Here is a 16,915-nt window from a genome sequence, read left to right on the forward strand (position 1 = left end):
GCCTTACTTCTTCTTGGCTTCTTTGCGACGCACCTGCTCGTCGGCGTACCGTACACCCTTGCCTTTATACGGCTCGGGCGGACGGAAAGCGCGGATTTCCGCGGCGCACTGACCGAGCTGCTGCTTGTCCGCGCTTTTCAGCACGATCACGGTGTTCTTCGGCGTTTCCGCTGAGACACCTTCAGGCAGTTCGTAGTCGACCGGGTGCGAGAAGCCCAGTGAAAGATTGAGCGTCTGGCCCTTAGCTTGGGCACGATAACCGACGCCAACAATTTCGAGAGTTCGTGTAAAACCCTCGGATACGCCCGTTACCAGGTTCTGAACTAAGGCGCGGGTAGTACCGGCCATTGCCCAGCTCTTGGCAGACTCACTCGGGGCGAAGGTCAGCTGGCCATCTTCTTGATTAACCACTACATCAGAGTGGATCGTCATAGATAGCGTGCCCTGGCCGCCTTTGGCGGTCAGCTGGTCGGCATTGATTTTAATGTCAACGCCGGCAGGCACTTTAACCGGATATTTCGCTATGCGGGACATTCCAGCCTCCTAGAATACGGTGCAGATGACTTCGCCACCGACACCCGCTTGGCGCGCGGCACGATCGGTCATGACACCCGTTGACGTGGTGACAATCGCGATACCGAGACCATCGGCGACCTTAGGCAAGTTGTCCTTACCCATGTAACGGCGCAGGGACGGCTTGGAAACCCGCTGAATATGCTCAATGACCGGCTTACCCTCAAAGTACTTGAGAGTGATGGTTAGCTCAGGCTTAACACCTTCGGCAACCGTAAAGTCGGCAATGTAGCCTTCTTCCTTTAGCACTCGGGCCACTTGTACTTTCAGCTTGGAGGACGGCATGGTAGCCGTCTCCTTGGTGGCCATCTGCGCATTGCGGATACGGGTAAACATATCCGCCAGAGTGTCTTGCATGCTCATTTAATGTGCGCTCCTGATGATACTACGTGGCGTTACCAACTGGACTTTTTAAGACCAGGAACGTCGCCACGCATGGCGGCTTCACGCAGCTTGTTACGGCCGAGGCCGAACTTGTTGTAAAAACCGTGCGGACGACCGGTGATACGGCAGCGGTTACGCTGACGTACCGGGCTTGAGTCACGCGGCAATTGCTGCAGCTTCAGCGTCGCCTCGAAGCGGTCTTCCTCAGACGTGTTCACATCCGAGATGATTTTCTTAAGCTCTGCGCGCTTGGTGGCATACTTTGCCACCAGCTGCGTACGCTTAAGCTCACGCTCTATCATACTTTTCTTAGCCATGATCCAACCCTTATTTCTTGAAGGGGAAGTTCAGTGCGGTTAGTAGCGCACGACCTTCCTCGTCGGTTTTGGCGGTAGTAGTGATAGTGACGTCCAACCCTCGGATACGATCGATCTTATCATACTCGATCTCCGGGAAGATGATCTGCTCACGCACACCCATGGAGTAATTGCCGCGACCGTCAAAAGACTTCGGGTTAAGACCACGGAAGTCACGCACGCGGGGAATCGCGATGTAAACCAAACGGTCCAAGAAGTCCCACATGCGCTCAGCGCGCAGGGTCACCTTAATACCGATTGGCCAACCTTCACGTACCTTAAAGCCCGCGATGGACTTACGTGCCTTGGTCACCAACGGTTTTTGACCAGAGAGCTTCTCTAGATCGCCGATGGCATTGTCAATCAACTTTTTATCGTTGACTGCTTCGCCGATACCCATGTTCAGAGTCACTTTCGTGATCCGGGGTACCTGCATAACGTTGGCATAGCTGAACTCTTCTTTGAGTTGAGCTGCTACCTCGTTTTGATAACGTTCTTTCAAGTTCGCCATTTTGCTACCCGACTCGCGTTAGGCGTCGATCTGCGTCTGCGTCGACTTGTAGATACGTACCTTGGTACCGTCTTCCTTCACTTGGAAGCCGACGCGATCCGCCTTACCGGTCTCCGAATTGAAGATGGCTACGTTGGACGCGTGAATCGGAGCCTCACGCTCGACGATACCGCCCTGATTTCCCGCCATGGGATTTGGCTTGGTGTGACGTTTAATCATGTTCACACCGGACACCAAGAAGCGGTTTTCTAATACCCGCTTAACGGTGCCACGTTTGCCTTTATCCTTCCCGGCGATGACGATGACTTCATCGTCACGTTTGATCTTTTGCATATCCGCCTCGCTCCTTACAGCACTTCAGGCGCTAAGGAAATGATCTTCATGAACTTTTCATTACGAAGTTCACGAGTCACCGGCCCAAAAATACGGGTACCGATGGGCTGTTCGTTGGTGTTATTCAACAAAACTGCCGCATTTCCATCGAAACGGATGAGCGAACCGTCGGGACGACGGACGCCACTACGGGTCCGGACCACGACCGCTTTTAGCACCTGGCCTTTTTTGACCTTGCCACGCGGAATCGCTTCCTTAACCGTGACCTTGATGATATCACCAACGCGAGCGTAACGACGGTGTGATCCGCCTAACACCTTGATGCACTGCACCCGGCGCGCTCCGCTGTTGTCGGCGACATCCAGCATTGTCTGAGTCTGAATCATCGGTTTTCTCCAAACCTAATCTGACTGCACTGATTGACAAGCCTTGGGATTACCCCTTGGCGTGTTCAACCACCTCGACCAGCGTCCAAGCTTTTTTCTTGGAAAGCGGACGGCACTCTTGAATAGAGACCGTATCGCCTGCCTTAGCCTGGTTCGCCTCATCATGGGCGTGCAGCTTGGTGGAGCGCTTAACGTATTTTCCGTAGATCGGGTGACGCTCGCGCCGCTCGATCATGACGACGATGGACTTGTCCATCTTATCGCTCACCACTTTACCGGTGAGCGTACGCTTTGTGTTTTCTTCGGCCATCTCAATCACCTGCCTTCTCGTTGAGCAAAGTCTTAACGCGGGCGATATCCCGGCGGACCTGCTTGAGCAGATGAGTCTGGCTCAGTTGGCCAGTGGCCTTCTGCATGCGCAGGTTAAACTGCTCGCGGAGGAGTTCGAGGAGTTGCTCCTGGAGCTCTCCTGCGGACTTTTCACGAATTTCCTGGGCTTTCATCACATCACCGTCCGTTTCGCAAAGGTGGTGGATAAGGGCATTTTCTGTGCGGCAAGCTCAAACGCTTCACGAGCGAGCTCTTCCGACACGCCTTCAATTTCATACAGGACCCGACCCGGTTGGATCTGGGCAACCCAGTACTCAACAGAACCTTTACCTTTACCCATACGAACTTCGAGCGGCTTCTTGGAGATCGGCTTATCAGGGAATACGCGGATCCAAATCTTACCGCCACGCTTTACGTGACGTGTGATCGCACGACGGCCTGCTTCGATCTGACGCGCAGTGATGCGGCCGCGACCAGTAGCTTTAAGGCCGTATTCCCCGAAGCTGATCTTGCTTCCGCGATGCGCCAGGCCACGGTTGCGGCCTTTCATCATCTTGCGGAATTTCATACGCTTGGGCTGTAACATCGACTCGCTCTCCCCTTACCTGGAACCTTTCTTCTTGGGCGCGTTGCCGGCAGGCTGTTTGGCCTTGGCACGTACTTCCTCGATACCGCCGAGGATTTCACCCTTGAAGATCCACACTTTGACGCCGATAACGCCATAGGTGGTGTGAGCTTCGTAAGTGGCGTAGTCGATATCCGCACGCAACGTGTGCAGCGGAACGCGACCTTCGCGGTACCATTCGGTACGTGCGATTTCAGCGCCACCAAGACGACCTGACAGCTGAATCTTGATGCCACCAGCGCCAAGACGCATTGCGTTCTGTACCGCGCGCTTCATAGCACGACGGAACATAACGCGACGCTCAAGCTGACCCGCTACGTTAGCAGCGACTAGCTTGGCATCCAGCTCCGGCTTGCGAACTTCTTCGATGTTCACATGCACGGGAACACCCATCATCTGGGTGAGATCGCGACGCAAACGGTCGACATCTTCACCTTTCTTACCAATCACGATACCCGGACGGGCAGTGTGAATGGTGATGCGGGCATTGTTCGCCGGACGCTCGATGTGGATGCGGCTAACAGAGGCGCTTTTAAGACGCTCTTCCAGGAAGCTACGCACTTCGAGATCGTTATTGAGCTTATCGGCGTAAGCGCCGCGCTCAGCATACCAGACAGAAGCATGGTCTTTGACGATGCCCAGTCGAATGCCTGTTGGATTGACTTTCTGACCCATCGGTCGACTCCTACTTCTCGGCTACCTTGACGGTGATGTGGCACGTGCGCTTCAAGATACGATCCGCACGCCCCTTGGCACGCGGCTTGATACGCTTGAGCGTCATGCCCTCATCGACGCAGATGGTCGAGACACGCAGCTCGTCAATATCCATGCCGTTATTTTCTTCCGCATTTGCAATCGCGGATTGCAGCACCTTCTTAACCAGCTTGGCAGCCTTCTTCGGTGAGAAGGTCAGCAGGTCGAGTGCCTCGGCGACAGGTTTACCGCGCACCTGGTCAGCCACCAAACGGGCCTTCTGGGCGGATAAACGAGCGCCAAGCAGCTTAGCTGTGACTTCCATCTCTCAATCCTCTCTGGCTTACCGTTTGGCTTTTTTATCCGCCGCATGCCCGCGATAAGTGCGAGTAGCAGCGAATTCGCCCAATTTGTGGCCAACCATTTCCTCGGAGACGTGCACCGGGACGTGTTGGCGACCATTATGGACCGCGATAGTGAGGCCTACCATATTGGGCAGGATCATAGAACGACGCGACCAAGTCTTAATTGGTTTGCGATCGCTCTTCTCCACTGCAGCCTCTACCTTCTTCAAAAGATGAAGGTCAATGAAGGGACCTTTCTTTAGTGAACGTGGCACAGCCGTTACCTCTTAATGTCTTGGCAATTTAGATCAACGCGTCTTATTACGACGACGAATGATCAGCTTGTCGGTGCGCTTGTTCTTACGCGTCTTGTGACCCTTAGTCGGCACACCCCATGGGGATACCGGGTGACGACCACCACTGGTGCGGCCTTCGCCACCACCGTGTGGGTGATCGACTGGGTTCATCGCGACACCGCGAACAGTCGGACGCACGCCTCTCCAGCGCTTCGCACCGGCCTTGCCAAGTTGACGCAGGCTGTGCTCAGAGTTGCTCACTTCACCCAACGTCGCGCGGCACTCGGCCAACACTTTACGCATTTCGCCAGAGCGAAGACGCAAGGTGGCATAGTTACCTTCACGAGCAACCAACTGGGCGCTTGTACCGGCACTGCGAGCAATCTGCGCACCTTTGCCCGGCTTGAGTTCGATGCAGTGCACCGTAGAACCCAGCGGAACGTTACGCAGCGGCAAGGCATTGCCTTTCTTGATTGACGCGTTAACACCAGATTCCAGCACGTCACCCGCGCTGACACCTTTCGGTGCAATGATGTAACGACGTTCACCATCGGCATACTTCAGCAGTGCAATGTGCGCACTGCGGTTGGGATCGTGCTCCAGGCGCTCAACGGTGGCAGGAATGCCATCCTTGGTACGCTTGAAATCGATCAACCGATAGTGGTGACGATGACCACCGCCCACGTGGCGGGTGGTGATACGACCGTAGTTATTCCGGCCGCCGGACTTGGACTGTTTTTCCAAAAGCGGTGCATAGGCACGGCCTTTAAACAGTTCCTCGCCAACGATCTTGACGACGTGGCGACGACCGGCGGAAGTGGGTTTGGTCTTGACGATTGCCATTATCCGTACTCCTGCCCTTATTCGGCGCCAGAGAAGTCTTCGAGCGTTTCACCCGCAGCCAGGGTCACATACGCTTTGCGGTAACCCTTACGCAGGCCAACGCCGTTCGCAGTACGCTTTGTTTTACCCTTCATGTTCAGAACCTGAACACTACCGACCTTTTTGCCGAAGAGTGCTTCAACGGCCTTTTTGATCTCGGGCTTGGTAGCATCAGATGCTACCTTGAAAACGTACTGGTTGCGCTCGGCTGCCATTGCGGCCTTTTCGGTCACGTGCGGCCCAAGCAGAACCTTAAATACGCGTTCCTGGTTCATGCCAGCTTCTCCTCGAATTTACGCAGGGCGGAGACGGTAATCAGGACCTTATCAAAGGCTACCAGGCTTACCGGGTCAGCTGCCGCGACATCCACCACGTCAACGTGGGGAAGGTTGCGTGCGGCCAAATAGAGCTTCTCGTCGATTTCTTCAGTGACGATCAACACTTTTTCAAGGTTGAGCTCTTTCAGCTTGGCAGCTACCTGCTTGGTCTTAGGCGCATCGACGACGAACTCTTCAATCGCGACTAAACGCTCTTGACGTACCAGCTCAGACAAGATGGAGCGCATCGCTGCACGGTACATCTTGCGGTTAACCTTCTGGGTGTAGTCTTGCGGACGCGCCGCGAAGGTTACGCCACCACTACGCCATAGCGGAGAGCGGATGGTACCGGCACGTGCACGACCGGTGCCTTTCTGACGCCACGGCTTCTTACCACCGCCACGAACGTCGGAACGACTCTTTTGTGCGCGGGTTCCCTGACGACCAGCCGCCAAATAGGCAGTGACAACCTGGTGAACAAGCGCTTCGTTGAATTCTTTGCCAAAAGTGGCGTCGGCTACTTCAACGGTACCCGCGCCTGCAGCAAGATTCAGATTCATTGGTAATTATCCCCTTCAGCCTGCTTTCACGGCGCTGCGAACGATAACGTCACTACCGGGAGCACCCGGTACGGCGCCTTTAATCAGCAGCAGGTTACGCTCGGCGTCGACACGGACGATCTCAAGGCTCTGCACGGTGCAACGGGCGTTACCCATTTGACCGGCCATCTTTTTGCCTTTGAAAACGCGACCCGGAGTCTGACACATGCCGATAGAACCCGGCGCGCGATGCGACAGAGAGTTACCGTGAGTCATGTCTTGGGTACGGAAATTCCAGCGCTTAACAGCACCCTGGAAGCCTTTACCCTTAGAGGTGCCAGTCACGTCAACCATTTGACCAGCTTCGAAGAGGGATACGGTGATTTCGCCGCCCACTTCAGGAATTGTTTCGCCTTCTGCAAGACGAAATTCCATCAGTGCACGACCAGCTTCAACACCCGCCTTGGCAAACTGACCCGCTTGCGCTTTGGTGAGGTGCTTCGCTTTGCGAGAGCCAGATGTGACCTGAATCGCTGCGTAACCGTCAGATTCGACAGATTTAACGCGTGTAACACGATTAGGATCAACTTCAATAACGGTTACGGGCACAGACGCGCCGTCTTCGGTAAAGACACGGGTCATCCCGGCCTTTTTACCGACTAAACCGATAGTCATACTCAGTCTCCTATAGTGTACGGGGCTATCACCCGCTATGGCTGCCCTTTCCAGAGCATTCCACTAGCACATTGTATGGCGCCTCACGGCGCGGCGGCTGCTGCTCATGCCAACTCTTTATAAAGAGCGATGAGCGCTGGGCCGCAAAGTGACTAGTGTAATTAGTTGAGTTTGATTTGCACGTCTACGCCTGCGGCGAGATCAAGCTTCATCAAAGCGTCAACAGTTTTCTCGGTCGGCTCAACAATGTCGAGCACACGCTTGTGCGTACGAATCTCATACTGGTCACGCGCATCTTTGTTGACGTGCGGCGAGATCAGGATGGTGTAACGCTCGCGATTGGTCGGCAGCGGGATCGGGCCACGAACCTGAGCACCAGTACGCTTAGCAGTTTCAACAATTTCCGCTGTGGACTGATCGATCAGGCGATGGTCGAATGCTTTCAACCGAATGCGAATCTTTTGGTTCTGCATTTGCCTTAAACTCCAATGGATGTCGACGGCGCGAGCCGTCTACCCACGCATTCAAAGGATGCGCATTATAGGCACGCCAAAAGCCCATGTCAAACATTTGCTGTTGGTGCGCAGAAAAGGGGGCTCATCAGAGCCCCCTTCATCATTCAAGCATGTAGCTTACTTGACGATCTTGGCCACAACGCCAGCACCGACAGTACGGCCGCCTTCACGAATAGCGAAGCGCAAACCTTCGTCCATTGCGATCGGAGCGATCAAGGTAACAACCATCTGAACGTTGTCACCCGGCATGACCATTTCAACGCCTTCCGGCAGTTCACAAGTACCGGTTACATCGGTGGTACGGAAGTAGAACTGGGGACGGTAGCCCTTGAAGAAAGGCGTGTGACGACCACCCTCTTCTTTGGACAGTACGTAAACTTCTGCTTCGAAGGTAGTGTGCGGGTTGATGGTGCCCGGCTTGGCCAATACTTGGCCACGCTCGACGTCATCACGCTTAGTACCACGCAGCAGGGCGCCAACGTTCTCACCAGCACGACCTTCGTCGAGCAGTTTACGGAACATTTCAACACCGGTAACGATCGTTTTGGTGGTGTCGCGGATACCCACGATTTCCACTTCTTCGCCCGCTTTAACGATGCCGCGCTCTACACGACCGGTAACAACAGTACCGCGACCAGAGATAGAGAACACGTCTTCAATCGGCATCAGGAACGGCTGGTCGATAGCACGCTCCGGCTCAGGAATGTACTCGTCCAGAGCTTTGATCAGGTTAGCTACCGCAGTAGTACCCATGCCGTTCTCATCTTCACCGTTCAGCGCCATCAAGGCAGAACCAGTGATGATCGGCGTGTCGTCGCCCGGGAAGTCGTACTGGTCTAGAAGTTCGCGAACTTCCATTTCTACCAGCTCGAGCAGCTCTTCGTCATCGACCATGTCCGCTTTGTTCAGGAACACAACGATGAACGGTACGCCAACCTGACGAGACAGCAGGATGTGCTCGCGAGTTTGCGGCATCGGGCCGTCTGCGGCAGAACATACCAGGATCGCGCCGTCCATCTGCGCAGCACCGGTGATCATGTTCTTGACGTAGTCAGCGTGTCCTGGGCAGTCAACGTGAGCGTAGTGACGCTCTTCAGACTGATATTCCACGTGGGAAGTAGCGATCGTGATACCGCGCTCGCGCTCTTCAGGAGCGTTATCGATGGTATCAAATTCACGCCAGTCGCCGCCGAAAACCTCAGCAGACACGCGGGTTAGGGCCGCTGTCAGAGTCGTTTTACCGTGGTCGACGTGACCAATGGTGCCGACGTTGACGTGCGGTTTGGAACGTTCAAATTTTTCCTTAGCCACTGCTATAACCTCTTTACGTTAGCTAACGGTTAACCGTTTTGATTGATGACGGCTTCAACGACGCTGGAGGGCGCCTCGTCGTACTTCGAGAACTCCATAGAGTAGCTCGCACGGCCCTGGGTTTGTGAGCGCAGATCGGTTGCATAACCGAACATCTCGCCCAGTGGCACCGTTGCACGAATGACTTTACCAGAAGAAGAGTCATCCATGCCCTGCACCAAGCCGCGACGACGGCTCAGGTCGCCCATGACGTCACCCATAAATTCTTCGGGGGTCACGATTTCGACCTTCATCACCGGCTCCAGCAGCACGGCCTTGGCCTTCCTGGCACCTTCTTTCACTGCCATAGAAGAAGCAATCTTAAACGCAGTCTCGTTGGAGTCCACGTCGTGGAAGGAGCCGTCGAACAGCGACACTTTAACGTCGATCATCGGGTAACCCGCGATGACACCGTTTTTGAGCTGCTCGTAAGCACCCTTCTCAACCGCGGGAACGTATTCCTTCGGAACCGCACCACCCACGATCTCAGAGTTGAACTTGAAGAACAGTTCGTCTTCGCCTTCACCCTTCTCTTCTGCTGTCAGCGGCTCGATACGCAGCCATACGTGACCATACTGACCACGACCACCGGACTGACGCACGAACTTGCCTTCTTGCTCAATGCTGCCGCGAATCGTTTCGCGATAGGCAACCTGCGGCTTACCGATATTGGCTTCAACCTTAAACTCGCGACGCATACGGTCAACGAGGATGTCCAGGTGAAGCTCACCCATACCAGAAATAATCGTCTGGCCGGTTTCTTCGTCGGTTTTAACCTGGAAGGAGGGATCTTCCTGAGCAAGCTTGCCCAGAGCGACACCCATCTTCTCTTGGTCTGCCTTAGATTTAGGCTCTACAGCAACCGAGATAACCGGATCCGGGAACTCCATACGCTCGAGAACAATTTTGTTATCGATGTCGCACAGGGTATCACCGGTGGTGACGTCCTTGAGACCGATACAAGCGGCGATATCGCCCGCCAGTACTTCTTTGATCTCTTCACGGGAGTTGGCGTGCATCTGAACGATACGGCCAACGCGCTCCTTCTTCTGCTTAACGGAGTTATAAACACCGTCGCCAGATTTCAGAACGCCCGAGTAGACGCGGATAAAGGTCAGCGTACCAACGAAGGGGTCGGTGGCGATTTTAAATGCCAACGCCGCAAACGGTGCACTGTCGTCCGCTTCACGGGTATCAACGGTGCCGTTTTTATCATCCAACTCACCTTCGATCGCCTTAACTTCTGTCGGCGAAGGCATGAATTCGATAACGCCATCCAGCACGGCCTGAACACCCTTGTTCTTAAAGGCAGAACCACAGGTAACCAGAACGATATCGTTAGCCAGAGTGCGCGCACGCAGACCAGCTTTGATCTCTTCAATCGTTAGCTCGCCGCCTTCAAGGTATTTCTCCATCAGCTCATCAGAGCCTTCGGCAGCAGCCTCGACCATCTCTTCGCGATACTTTTCTGCTGTTTCTTGTAGCTCAGCAGGAATATCCACGAGGTCATAGGTCATACCCAGACTTTCTTCATCCCACAGGATGGCTTTCATCTGAATAAGGTCGATAACACCTTTAAAGTCCTCTTCCGTGCCCCAGTTAATCTGGATCGGCACAGCATTAGCACCCAGACGCTCTTTCAACTGGTCGACAACCATGAAGAAATCAGCACCGGTACGGTCCATTTTGTTGACAAAGACCATGCGCGGCACTTCGTACTTATTGGCCTGGCGCCATACAGTTTCGGTCTGCGGCTGAACGCCGGAAGAACCGCACAGTACAACAACCGCGCCATCAAGTACGCGCAAAGAACGTTCAACTTCGATCGTGAAGTCAACGTGCCCTGGGGTGTCGATAATGTTAATACGGTGCTCAGGGAACTGCTTGTTCATGCCCTGCCAGAAACAGGTAGTTGCAGCTGAGGTGATAGTGATACCACGCTCCTGCTCCTGCTCCATCCAGTCCATGGTCGCAGCACCGTCGTGCACTTCGCCCACTTTGTGGGAAAGGCCGGTGTAGAACAGTACCCGCTCAGTCGTCGTAGTCTTACCCGCGTCAACGTGAGCGACGATACCGATATTACGATAGCGATTTAGTGGAGTCTTGCGTGCCACGGTGAAACTCCCGTTTGTTGGCGATGCTCGTTAATTTAGCGACGTATGCAAGCGAGGCTTATGCGTCCGCCGCTACCACTGCATGGTAGCGGCTGGGTATTGCAACTAATGCGTTGCAACAACGCGACTCAGCAAACACTTCGCCATGCTGAACAACGTGCATATAAAAACCATAAAGCCGTACTTAAAAACGCCGTGCTTAGAAACGCAGTTTCTAGAAACACCGATTTTAGAAACGGTAGTGCGAGAAGGCCTTGTTGGCTTCTGCCATGCGATGCACGTCTTCGCGCTTCTTAACGGCAGAACCTTTACCTTCCGCGGCATCCAGCATTTCGCCTGCTAGACGCTGCACCATGGTTTTCTCACCGCGACGACGCGCCGCGTCTACCAGCCAGCGCATTGCTAGCGCTTGGCGACGAGACGGACGTACTTCAACCGGCACCTGATAGGTCGCACCACCAACGCGGCGCGACTTCACTTCGACCATGGGCTGGATGGCTTCCAGCGCTTTGTCGAAGATCTCCAGCGGATCTTCTTTACTACGATCGGCAACCTTGTCCAACGCACCGTAGACGATACGCTCAGCTATGGACTTTTTGCCGCTGACCATCAGGTGGTTCATGAACTTCGCCAGACGCTCACTTCCGAACTTAGGATCCGGCAGGATTTCGCGTTTAGCTACTACTCTTCTTCTAGGCATGATAAGCCCTCAATTAAGGATCTTTCAGGTAAACCCGGAACTCATGAGCTTGTACTAAGACAAAGCGTCGCCCGACCTTACTCTTATCAGACCGTCAAATTCGTGATAATCGCTACTCAGCACACCCAATAAAATCGGCCATGCTATACAGCTACCCCAGCCTTATTAGGACTTAGGACGCTTAGTACCGTATTTAGAACGACCCTGACGACGATTTTGAACGCCAGAGGTGTCAAGGGCGCCACGAACGGTGTGATAACGCACACCTGGTAAATCCTTTACACGACCGCCACGAATCAAAACGACAGAGTGTTCTTGAAGGTTGTGACCTTCACCACCGATGTAAGAAGACACTTCGAAACCGTTGGTAAGGCGCACACGGCAAACCTTACGCAGGGCCGAGTTCGGCTTCTTCGGGGTAGTAGTGTAAACGCGCGTACATACGCCGCGCTTTTGCGGACAGGCCTGCAGCGCGGGCACGTCACTTTTAGTGACGGGGCGCTTGCGCGGCTTGCGCACTAGCTGATTAATCGTTGCCATGGTGTTTAGCTGACTCCAATGGTTGCCTTGTCTTTCAACAAGTAGCCTTTTTAACAAATACGTGCAGCGGATGCGGGCGCACCCACCCCACTGTTAAAGGCTGCGCATTCTAAAGGCTGACCCTAGGTGCCGTCAAGCCTTGCTGGCGGTTTTACCAGCAAGGTGACGTTTTTAGGTCAGCAACTTATGCTACTTACTAATTTTACTGCTTGTTTTAAGCACCAAATTTACAGCTCGTCGTCAGAGTCGAGAGCGGTTAACTGGGCACCTAGCTCCTGCTCTACCTCGGTCGCCGAGGGATTGAACAGTTGCTCAACGCCTTCGCGCTTGCGACGACGTTCTGCGTGGTGAGTCAAGCCAGTACCTGCCGGTATCAGACGACCCACTACCACATTCTCTTTTAGACCGCGCAGATAGTCACGCTTGCCGGTCACCGCTGCTTCGGTCAATACGCGGGTGGTCTCCTGGAAGGAGGCCGCGGAAATGAACGACTCGGTGGCCAAGCTGGCCTTAGTAATACCCAGCAACATGCGTTGGTACTTGGCTGGGAATTTCTTCTCTTTTTCAAGACGTTCATTCTGTTCCAGCACACGCACAAGCTCGGCTTGATCGCCCGTGATGAAATCAGAGTCGCCTGAATCAGCAATCTCTACCTTACGCAGCATCTGACGCACAATCACTTCAATGTGCTTATCGTTGATACCAACGCCCTGGAGACGGTAAACGTCTTGTACTTCTGCCGTAATGTACTTGGCGAGCTCCTCAACACCCAATAAACGCAGGATGTCATGGGGGTTGCTCGGGCCATCAGAAATGACTTCCCCCTTCTCAACCGTTTCGCCTTCAAAGACGGCAATTTGACGCCACTTCGGAATCAAGGCTTCAAACGGATCGCCGGATTCCGGGGTAATCATCAGGCGACGCTTGCCTTTAGTCTCTTTACCAAAGCTAACGACACCGCTGATTTCCGCCAGGATAGACGACTCTTTCGGCTTACGCGCCTCAAACAAGTCAGCAACGCGTGGCAGACCACCGGTGATATCTTTGTTCGCCGAGGCTTCTACCGGGATACGGGCAACGACTTCACCCACACCGATAGTGACACCATCGTCGACCGAAATAATCGAGTTGCCTGGCAGCAAGTACTGCACCGGCGTGTTGGAACCGGATACGGAAACATACTCACCAGCGCTGTCTTGCAGCATAACCATCGGGCGCTTATCGCGACCAGCCATGGGGCGCGCTGCAGACTCGATCACCTCAATAGAGGACAAGCCAGTCATCTCATCGACGCTACGGTGCATGGTGACACCTTCGTCAAGATCGATGAACTGCGCCTTACCCTCTACTTCGGCAACGATCGGGTGCGTGTGCGGGTCCCACTTGGCGACTATGGCACCGGCATCCACGACGTCACCGTCGCGTACCGAGAGTTCGGCGCCGTAAGGCAGCTTGTAGTACTCGCGTTCACGACCATGGTCATCCGCAACAGCCAAGGCGCTCGAACGAGAGACCACCACTAGCTTGCCGTCACCACGCTCAACATGCTTGATGTTGTGCAGGCGAACCTTGCCGCCGTGCTTCACTTGTACGCTATCCACGGCTGATGAACGCGATGCTGCGCCGCCGATGTGGAAGGTACGCATGGTCAGCTGGGTACCCGGCTCACCAATTGACTGGGCAGCGATAACGCCGACAGCTTCACCGATGTTGACCTGGTGGCCACGGGCCAAGTCACGGCCGTAACAGGAGGCACACACGCCATGTGCGGTCTCACAAGTAATCGTGGAGCGTACGATAATTTCGTCGACGCCCATGGTGTCGAGCTCTGCACACCACTTCTCGTCGAGCAATGTCCCTTTAGCGATCAATACTTCGCCGCTGCCCGGATGCACGACATCCTGCGCAACCACGCGACCTAGTACACGCTGGGAGAGCGGTACAATGATGTCGCCGCCCTCGATGATCGGATGCAGCGTCAGGCCATTTTCAGTACCACAGTCCACTTCAGTGATAACCAAATCCTGCGCCACGTCGACCAAACGACGCGTCAGGTAACCGGAGTTGGCCGTTTTCAGAGCCGTATCCGCCAGACCTTTACGTGCACCGTGGGTCGAGATGAAGTACTGAAGTACGTTCAGACCTTCACGGAAGTTGGCAACGATCGGCGTTTCGATGATCGAGCCATCCGGCTTGGCCATCAGGCCACGCATACCGGCCAACTGACGAATCTGTGCAGCCGAACCACGCGCACCAGAGTCGGCCATGATGAAGACGCTGTTGAACGAATCTTGCTCAACCTCGTTGCCATCACGATCGATAACGGTCTCTTTCGAGATGCCGACCATCATCGCCTTAGCGACTTTATCGTTCGCCTTCGACCAGATATCGATAACCTTGTTGTACTTCTCACCCGCTGTTACTAGGCCAGAAGAGAACTGGTCTTCGATCTCTTTAACTTCGGCTTCCGCCGCGTCAACGATTTCGGTTTTCGCTTCGGGGATAACGAAGTCGTTAACACCGATAGAGGCACCGGACCAAGTCGCCAAGCGAAAGCCGGTGTACATCAGCTGGTCAGCGAAGATGACGGTCGGCTTAAGGCCGGCACGACGATAGACTTCGTTGATCAGGCTGGAGATCGCCTTCTTCTTCATCGGCTGATCGATCAGCGCGAAGGGGACACCTTCCGGAAGAATGCGGAACAGCAGTGCACGGCCTACCGTCGTATCGTAAATACGGCGGTGGAAGCTGCGCTCGCCGCTCTCTTCTTCGATATCGATTTCGTCCAGACGCACTTTGACCCGGGCGTGCAGCGATACAGACTGGGTACCAAACGCGCGCTCGACCTCGTTAAGGTCAGAGAACACCATGCCTTCGCCTTTGGCGTTGATCTTTTCGCGGGTCATGTAGTAAAGACCCAGAACAACATCTTGCGACGGCACGATGATCGGCTCGCCGTTAGCGGGCGACAGCACGTTGTTGGTGGCCATCATCAGCGCACGCGCTTCAAGCTGGGCTTCCAGGGTCAGCGGTACGTGTACCGCCATCTGGTCACCGTCAAAGTCGGCGTTGTAGGCGGCACATACCAGCGGGTGTAGCTGGATCGCTTTACCTTCGATCAACAGCGGCTCAAACGCCTGGATACCCAGACGGTGCAGCGTGGGTGCGCGGTTAAGCAGTACCGGGTGTTCGCGGATAACATCGGCGAGGATGTCCCACACTTCCGGCAGCTCACGCTCGACCATCTTCTTGGCGGCTTTGATCGTTGAGGCGTAGCCCAGCGACTGCAGCTTGGAGTAGATGAATGGCTTGAACAGCTCGAGCGCCATTTTCTTGGGCAGACCACACTGGTGCAGGCGCAGGGTCGGACCGACGGTAATCACCGAACGGCCCGAGTAGTCGACGCGCTTGCCCAGCAAGTTCTGACGGAAACGACCCTGCTTACCTTTGATCATGTCGGCGAGCGATTTCAGCGGACGCTTGTTAGAGCCCGTGATCGCGCGGCCACGACGACCGTTATCCAGCAGTGCATCGACTGCTTCCTGCAGCATCCGCTTCTCGTTGCGCACGATAATATCCGGTGCATTGAGATCCAGCAGACGCTTCAAGCGGTTGTTACGGTTGATCACACGACGGTAAAGGTCGTTGAGGTCAGAGGTCGCGAAACGGCCACCGTCCAGTGGTACCAACGGACGAAGGTCCGGCGGCAACACGGGCAGCACTTCCATAACCATCCACGCCGGCGCATTGCCAGAGTGGTAGAAGGCTTCCAGCAGCTTCAGGCGCTTAGAAAGCTTCTTGATCTTAGTTTCAGAGTTGGTCTGCGGAATTTCTTCACGCAGGTGGTTAATCTCTTCTTCCAGATCGATATCTTTGAGTAGCTCTTGAACGGCTTCGGCCCCCATACGGGCATCGAAGTCATCGCCGAACTCTTCTAATGCTTCGAAGTACTGCTCATCGTTGAGCAGCTGACCACGCTCCAGCGTGGTCATGCCGGGATCGATGACGACAAAGCTTTCGAAATACAGCACGCGCTCGATATCACGCAGGGTCATATCGAGGAACATGCCGATACGCGACGGCAGTGACTTCAGAAACCAAATGTGTGCCACCGGCGAGGCGAGTTCGATATGCCCCATGCGCTCACGGCGCACGGCAGCTTTGGTCACTTCAACGCCACACTTTTCGCAAATAATGCCGCGGTGCTTCATGCGCTTATACTTGCCGCACAGGCACTCGTAGTCCTTTACCGGGCCAAAAATCTTGGCGCAGAACAGACCGTCCCGCTCCGGTTTAAAGGTACGGTAGTTGATGGTCTCAGGCTTCTTCACCTCGCCAAATGACCAGGAGCGAATCATGTCCGGCGACGCCAGGGTAATCTTGATCGCGTCAAACTCTTCGGACTGAGACTGCGATTTGAGTACTTTCACCAAATCTTTCATGTGACGGCTC

General features: G+C 54.6%; 22 protein-coding genes. All 22 read right to left on the reverse strand.

Annotated elements, in window-relative coordinates:
* Window positions 1-3: 3 nt before the first annotated feature.
* Window positions 4-534: a 50S ribosomal protein L6 gene (rplF, locus tag CXF87_RS14580; RefSeq protein ID WP_101147112.1), complete on the reverse strand. Its 531-nt coding sequence runs from the start codon at window positions 532-534 to the stop codon at window positions 4-6.
* Between the two features lie 9 nt (window positions 535-543).
* Window positions 544-936, reverse strand: a complete 393-nt coding sequence (rpsH, locus tag CXF87_RS14585; protein WP_008959161.1) for a 30S ribosomal protein S8 — start codon at window positions 934-936, stop codon at window positions 544-546.
* A gap of 32 nt (window positions 937-968) precedes the next feature.
* Complete coding sequence (rpsN, locus tag CXF87_RS14590) at window positions 969-1,274, reverse strand: 30S ribosomal protein S14 (protein ID WP_008959162.1); 306 nt, start codon at window positions 1,272-1,274, stop codon at window positions 969-971.
* 10 nt (window positions 1,275-1,284) lie between these two features.
* A complete protein-coding gene (rplE, locus tag CXF87_RS14595; RefSeq protein ID WP_007111995.1) occupies window positions 1,285-1,824 on the reverse strand; it encodes a 50S ribosomal protein L5 in 540 nt (179 codons plus the stop codon).
* An 18-nt stretch (window positions 1,825-1,842) separates the two neighbouring features.
* Window positions 1,843-2,157: a 50S ribosomal protein L24 gene (rplX, locus tag CXF87_RS14600; protein WP_007111996.1), complete on the reverse strand. Its 315-nt coding sequence runs from the start codon at window positions 2,155-2,157 to the stop codon at window positions 1,843-1,845.
* A 14-nt stretch (window positions 2,158-2,171) separates the two neighbouring features.
* Window positions 2,172-2,543: a 50S ribosomal protein L14 gene (gene rplN, locus CXF87_RS14605; protein WP_008959163.1), complete on the reverse strand. Its 372-nt coding sequence runs from the start codon at window positions 2,541-2,543 to the stop codon at window positions 2,172-2,174.
* 49 nt (window positions 2,544-2,592) lie between these two features.
* On the reverse strand, window positions 2,593-2,853 hold the full coding sequence (gene rpsQ, locus CXF87_RS14610) for a 30S ribosomal protein S17 (RefSeq protein ID WP_007111998.1): 261 nt from the start codon (window positions 2,851-2,853) through the stop codon (window positions 2,593-2,595).
* Window position 2,854: 1 nt separating this feature from the next.
* The gene (gene rpmC / locus CXF87_RS14615) at window positions 2,855-3,046 is read right to left on the reverse strand and encodes a 50S ribosomal protein L29 (RefSeq protein ID WP_007111999.1); all 192 of its coding nucleotides are present in this window, start codon (window positions 3,044-3,046) and stop codon (window positions 2,855-2,857) included.
* Window positions 3,046-3,459 (reverse strand): 50S ribosomal protein L16, encoded by a 414-nt coding sequence (gene rplP, locus CXF87_RS14620; protein WP_007112000.1) that lies wholly within the window; start codon window positions 3,457-3,459, stop codon window positions 3,046-3,048. Before rplP ends, rpmC begins: the two co-directional genes overlap by 1 nt.
* Window positions 3,460-3,474: 15 nt before the next feature.
* The gene (gene rpsC, locus CXF87_RS14625) at window positions 3,475-4,173 is read right to left on the reverse strand and encodes a 30S ribosomal protein S3 (protein ID WP_008959164.1); all 699 of its coding nucleotides are present in this window, start codon (window positions 4,171-4,173) and stop codon (window positions 3,475-3,477) included.
* Between the two features lie 10 nt (window positions 4,174-4,183).
* Window positions 4,184-4,516 carry a 50S ribosomal protein L22 gene (gene rplV / locus CXF87_RS14630; protein ID WP_007112002.1) on the reverse strand — a complete coding sequence of 111 codons (333 nt, stop codon included), beginning with the start codon at window positions 4,514-4,516 and terminating at the stop codon, window positions 4,184-4,186.
* 18 nt (window positions 4,517-4,534) lie between these two features.
* Window positions 4,535-4,810, reverse strand: a complete 276-nt coding sequence (gene rpsS, locus CXF87_RS14635; RefSeq protein ID WP_008959165.1) for a 30S ribosomal protein S19 — start codon at window positions 4,808-4,810, stop codon at window positions 4,535-4,537.
* 33 nt (window positions 4,811-4,843) lie between these two features.
* Window positions 4,844-5,674, reverse strand: coding sequence for a 50S ribosomal protein L2 (rplB, locus tag CXF87_RS14640; RefSeq protein ID WP_008959166.1), 831 nt, complete (start codon window positions 5,672-5,674; stop codon window positions 4,844-4,846).
* Between the two features lie 17 nt (window positions 5,675-5,691).
* Window positions 5,692-5,988 carry a 50S ribosomal protein L23 gene (rplW, locus tag CXF87_RS14645; RefSeq protein WP_008959167.1) on the reverse strand — a complete coding sequence of 99 codons (297 nt, stop codon included), beginning with the start codon at window positions 5,986-5,988 and terminating at the stop codon, window positions 5,692-5,694.
* Window positions 5,985-6,590, reverse strand: a complete 606-nt coding sequence (gene rplD / locus CXF87_RS14650; RefSeq protein ID WP_008959168.1) for a 50S ribosomal protein L4 — start codon at window positions 6,588-6,590, stop codon at window positions 5,985-5,987. The genes rplW and rplD overlap by 4 nt, the downstream gene beginning before the upstream one ends.
* Before the next feature lie 15 nt (window positions 6,591-6,605).
* A complete protein-coding gene (rplC, locus tag CXF87_RS14655; protein WP_008959169.1) occupies window positions 6,606-7,244 on the reverse strand; it encodes a 50S ribosomal protein L3 in 639 nt (212 codons plus the stop codon).
* A gap of 161 nt (window positions 7,245-7,405) precedes the next feature.
* A complete protein-coding gene (rpsJ, locus tag CXF87_RS14660; RefSeq protein ID WP_007112007.1) occupies window positions 7,406-7,717 on the reverse strand; it encodes a 30S ribosomal protein S10 in 312 nt (103 codons plus the stop codon).
* A gap of 159 nt (window positions 7,718-7,876) precedes the next feature.
* A complete protein-coding gene (tuf, locus tag CXF87_RS14665; RefSeq protein WP_101147113.1) occupies window positions 7,877-9,070 on the reverse strand; it encodes an elongation factor Tu in 1,194 nt (397 codons plus the stop codon).
* Window positions 9,071-9,099: 29 nt separating this feature from the next.
* On the reverse strand, window positions 9,100-11,223 hold the full coding sequence (gene fusA / locus CXF87_RS14670) for an elongation factor G (RefSeq protein WP_101147114.1): 2,124 nt from the start codon (window positions 11,221-11,223) through the stop codon (window positions 9,100-9,102).
* Window positions 11,224-11,452: 229 nt separating this feature from the next.
* Window positions 11,453-11,923: a 30S ribosomal protein S7 gene (gene rpsG / locus CXF87_RS14675; protein WP_101147115.1), complete on the reverse strand. Its 471-nt coding sequence runs from the start codon at window positions 11,921-11,923 to the stop codon at window positions 11,453-11,455.
* 165 nt (window positions 11,924-12,088) lie between these two features.
* Window positions 12,089-12,463 (reverse strand): 30S ribosomal protein S12, encoded by a 375-nt coding sequence (rpsL, locus tag CXF87_RS14680; protein ID WP_008959173.1) that lies wholly within the window; start codon window positions 12,461-12,463, stop codon window positions 12,089-12,091.
* Between the two features lie 227 nt (window positions 12,464-12,690).
* Window positions 12,691-16,905 (reverse strand): DNA-directed RNA polymerase subunit beta', encoded by a 4,215-nt coding sequence (gene rpoC / locus CXF87_RS14685; protein WP_101147116.1) that lies wholly within the window; start codon window positions 16,903-16,905, stop codon window positions 12,691-12,693.
* Window positions 16,906-16,915 lie beyond the last annotated feature (10 nt).

Origin of the sequence: Halomonas sp. MES3-P3E (genome assembly GCF_002836035.1) — a bacterium.
Classification (GTDB): Bacteria; Pseudomonadota; Gammaproteobacteria; order Pseudomonadales; family Halomonadaceae; genus Vreelandella; species Vreelandella arctica.

Bases quoted from the DNA above. Each gene is read 5' to 3' on its own strand.
- rplP (WP_007112000.1), bottom strand. From the start codon at position 3,459: ATGTTACAGCCCAAGCGTATGAAATTCCGCAAGATGATGAAAGGCCGC.
- rplE (WP_007111995.1), bottom strand. From the start codon at position 1,824: ATGGCGAACTTGAAAGAACGTTATCAAAACGAGGTAGCAGCTCAACTC.
- rpsN (WP_008959162.1), bottom strand. From the start codon at position 1,274: ATGGCTAAGAAAAGTATGATAGAGCGTGAGCTTAAGCGTACGCAGCTG.
- rpoC (WP_101147116.1), bottom strand. From the start codon at position 16,905: ATGAAAGATTTGGTGAAAGTACTCAAATCGCAGTCTCAGTCCGAAGAG.
- rpsH (WP_008959161.1), bottom strand. From the start codon at position 936: ATGAGCATGCAAGACACTCTGGCGGATATGTTTACCCGTATCCGCAAT.
- rplD (WP_008959168.1), bottom strand. From the start codon at position 6,590: ATGAATCTGAATCTTGCTGCAGGCGCGGGTACCGTTGAAGTAGCCGAC.
- rpmC (WP_007111999.1), bottom strand. From the start codon at position 3,046: ATGAAAGCCCAGGAAATTCGTGAAAAGTCCGCAGGAGAGCTCCAGGAG.
- rplB (WP_008959166.1), bottom strand. From the start codon at position 5,674: ATGGCAATCGTCAAGACCAAACCCACTTCCGCCGGTCGTCGCCACGTC.
- rplW (WP_008959167.1), bottom strand. From the start codon at position 5,988: ATGAACCAGGAACGCGTATTTAAGGTTCTGCTTGGGCCGCACGTGACC.
- rplX (WP_007111996.1), bottom strand. From the start codon at position 2,157: ATGCAAAAGATCAAACGTGACGATGAAGTCATCGTCATCGCCGGGAAG.
- rplV (WP_007112002.1), bottom strand. From the start codon at position 4,516: ATGGAAGTCACAGCTAAGCTGCTTGGCGCTCGTTTATCCGCCCAGAAG.
- rpsC (WP_008959164.1), bottom strand. From the start codon at position 4,173: ATGGGTCAGAAAGTCAATCCAACAGGCATTCGACTGGGCATCGTCAAA.
- rplF (WP_101147112.1), bottom strand. From the start codon at position 534: ATGTCCCGCATAGCGAAATATCCGGTTAAAGTGCCTGCCGGCGTTGAC.
- rplC (WP_008959169.1), bottom strand. From the start codon at position 7,244: ATGACTATCGGTTTAGTCGGTAAAAAGGCCGGGATGACCCGTGTCTTT.
- rpsJ (WP_007112007.1), bottom strand. From the start codon at position 7,717: ATGCAGAACCAAAAGATTCGCATTCGGTTGAAAGCATTCGACCATCGC.
- rpsG (WP_101147115.1), bottom strand. From the start codon at position 11,923: ATGCCTAGAAGAAGAGTAGTAGCTAAACGCGAAATCCTGCCGGATCCT.
- rpsL (WP_008959173.1), bottom strand. From the start codon at position 12,463: ATGGCAACGATTAATCAGCTAGTGCGCAAGCCGCGCAAGCGCCCCGTC.
- rpsQ (WP_007111998.1), bottom strand. From the start codon at position 2,853: ATGGCCGAAGAAAACACAAAGCGTACGCTCACCGGTAAAGTGGTGAGC.
- rplN (WP_008959163.1), bottom strand. From the start codon at position 2,543: ATGATTCAGACTCAGACAATGCTGGATGTCGCCGACAACAGCGGAGCG.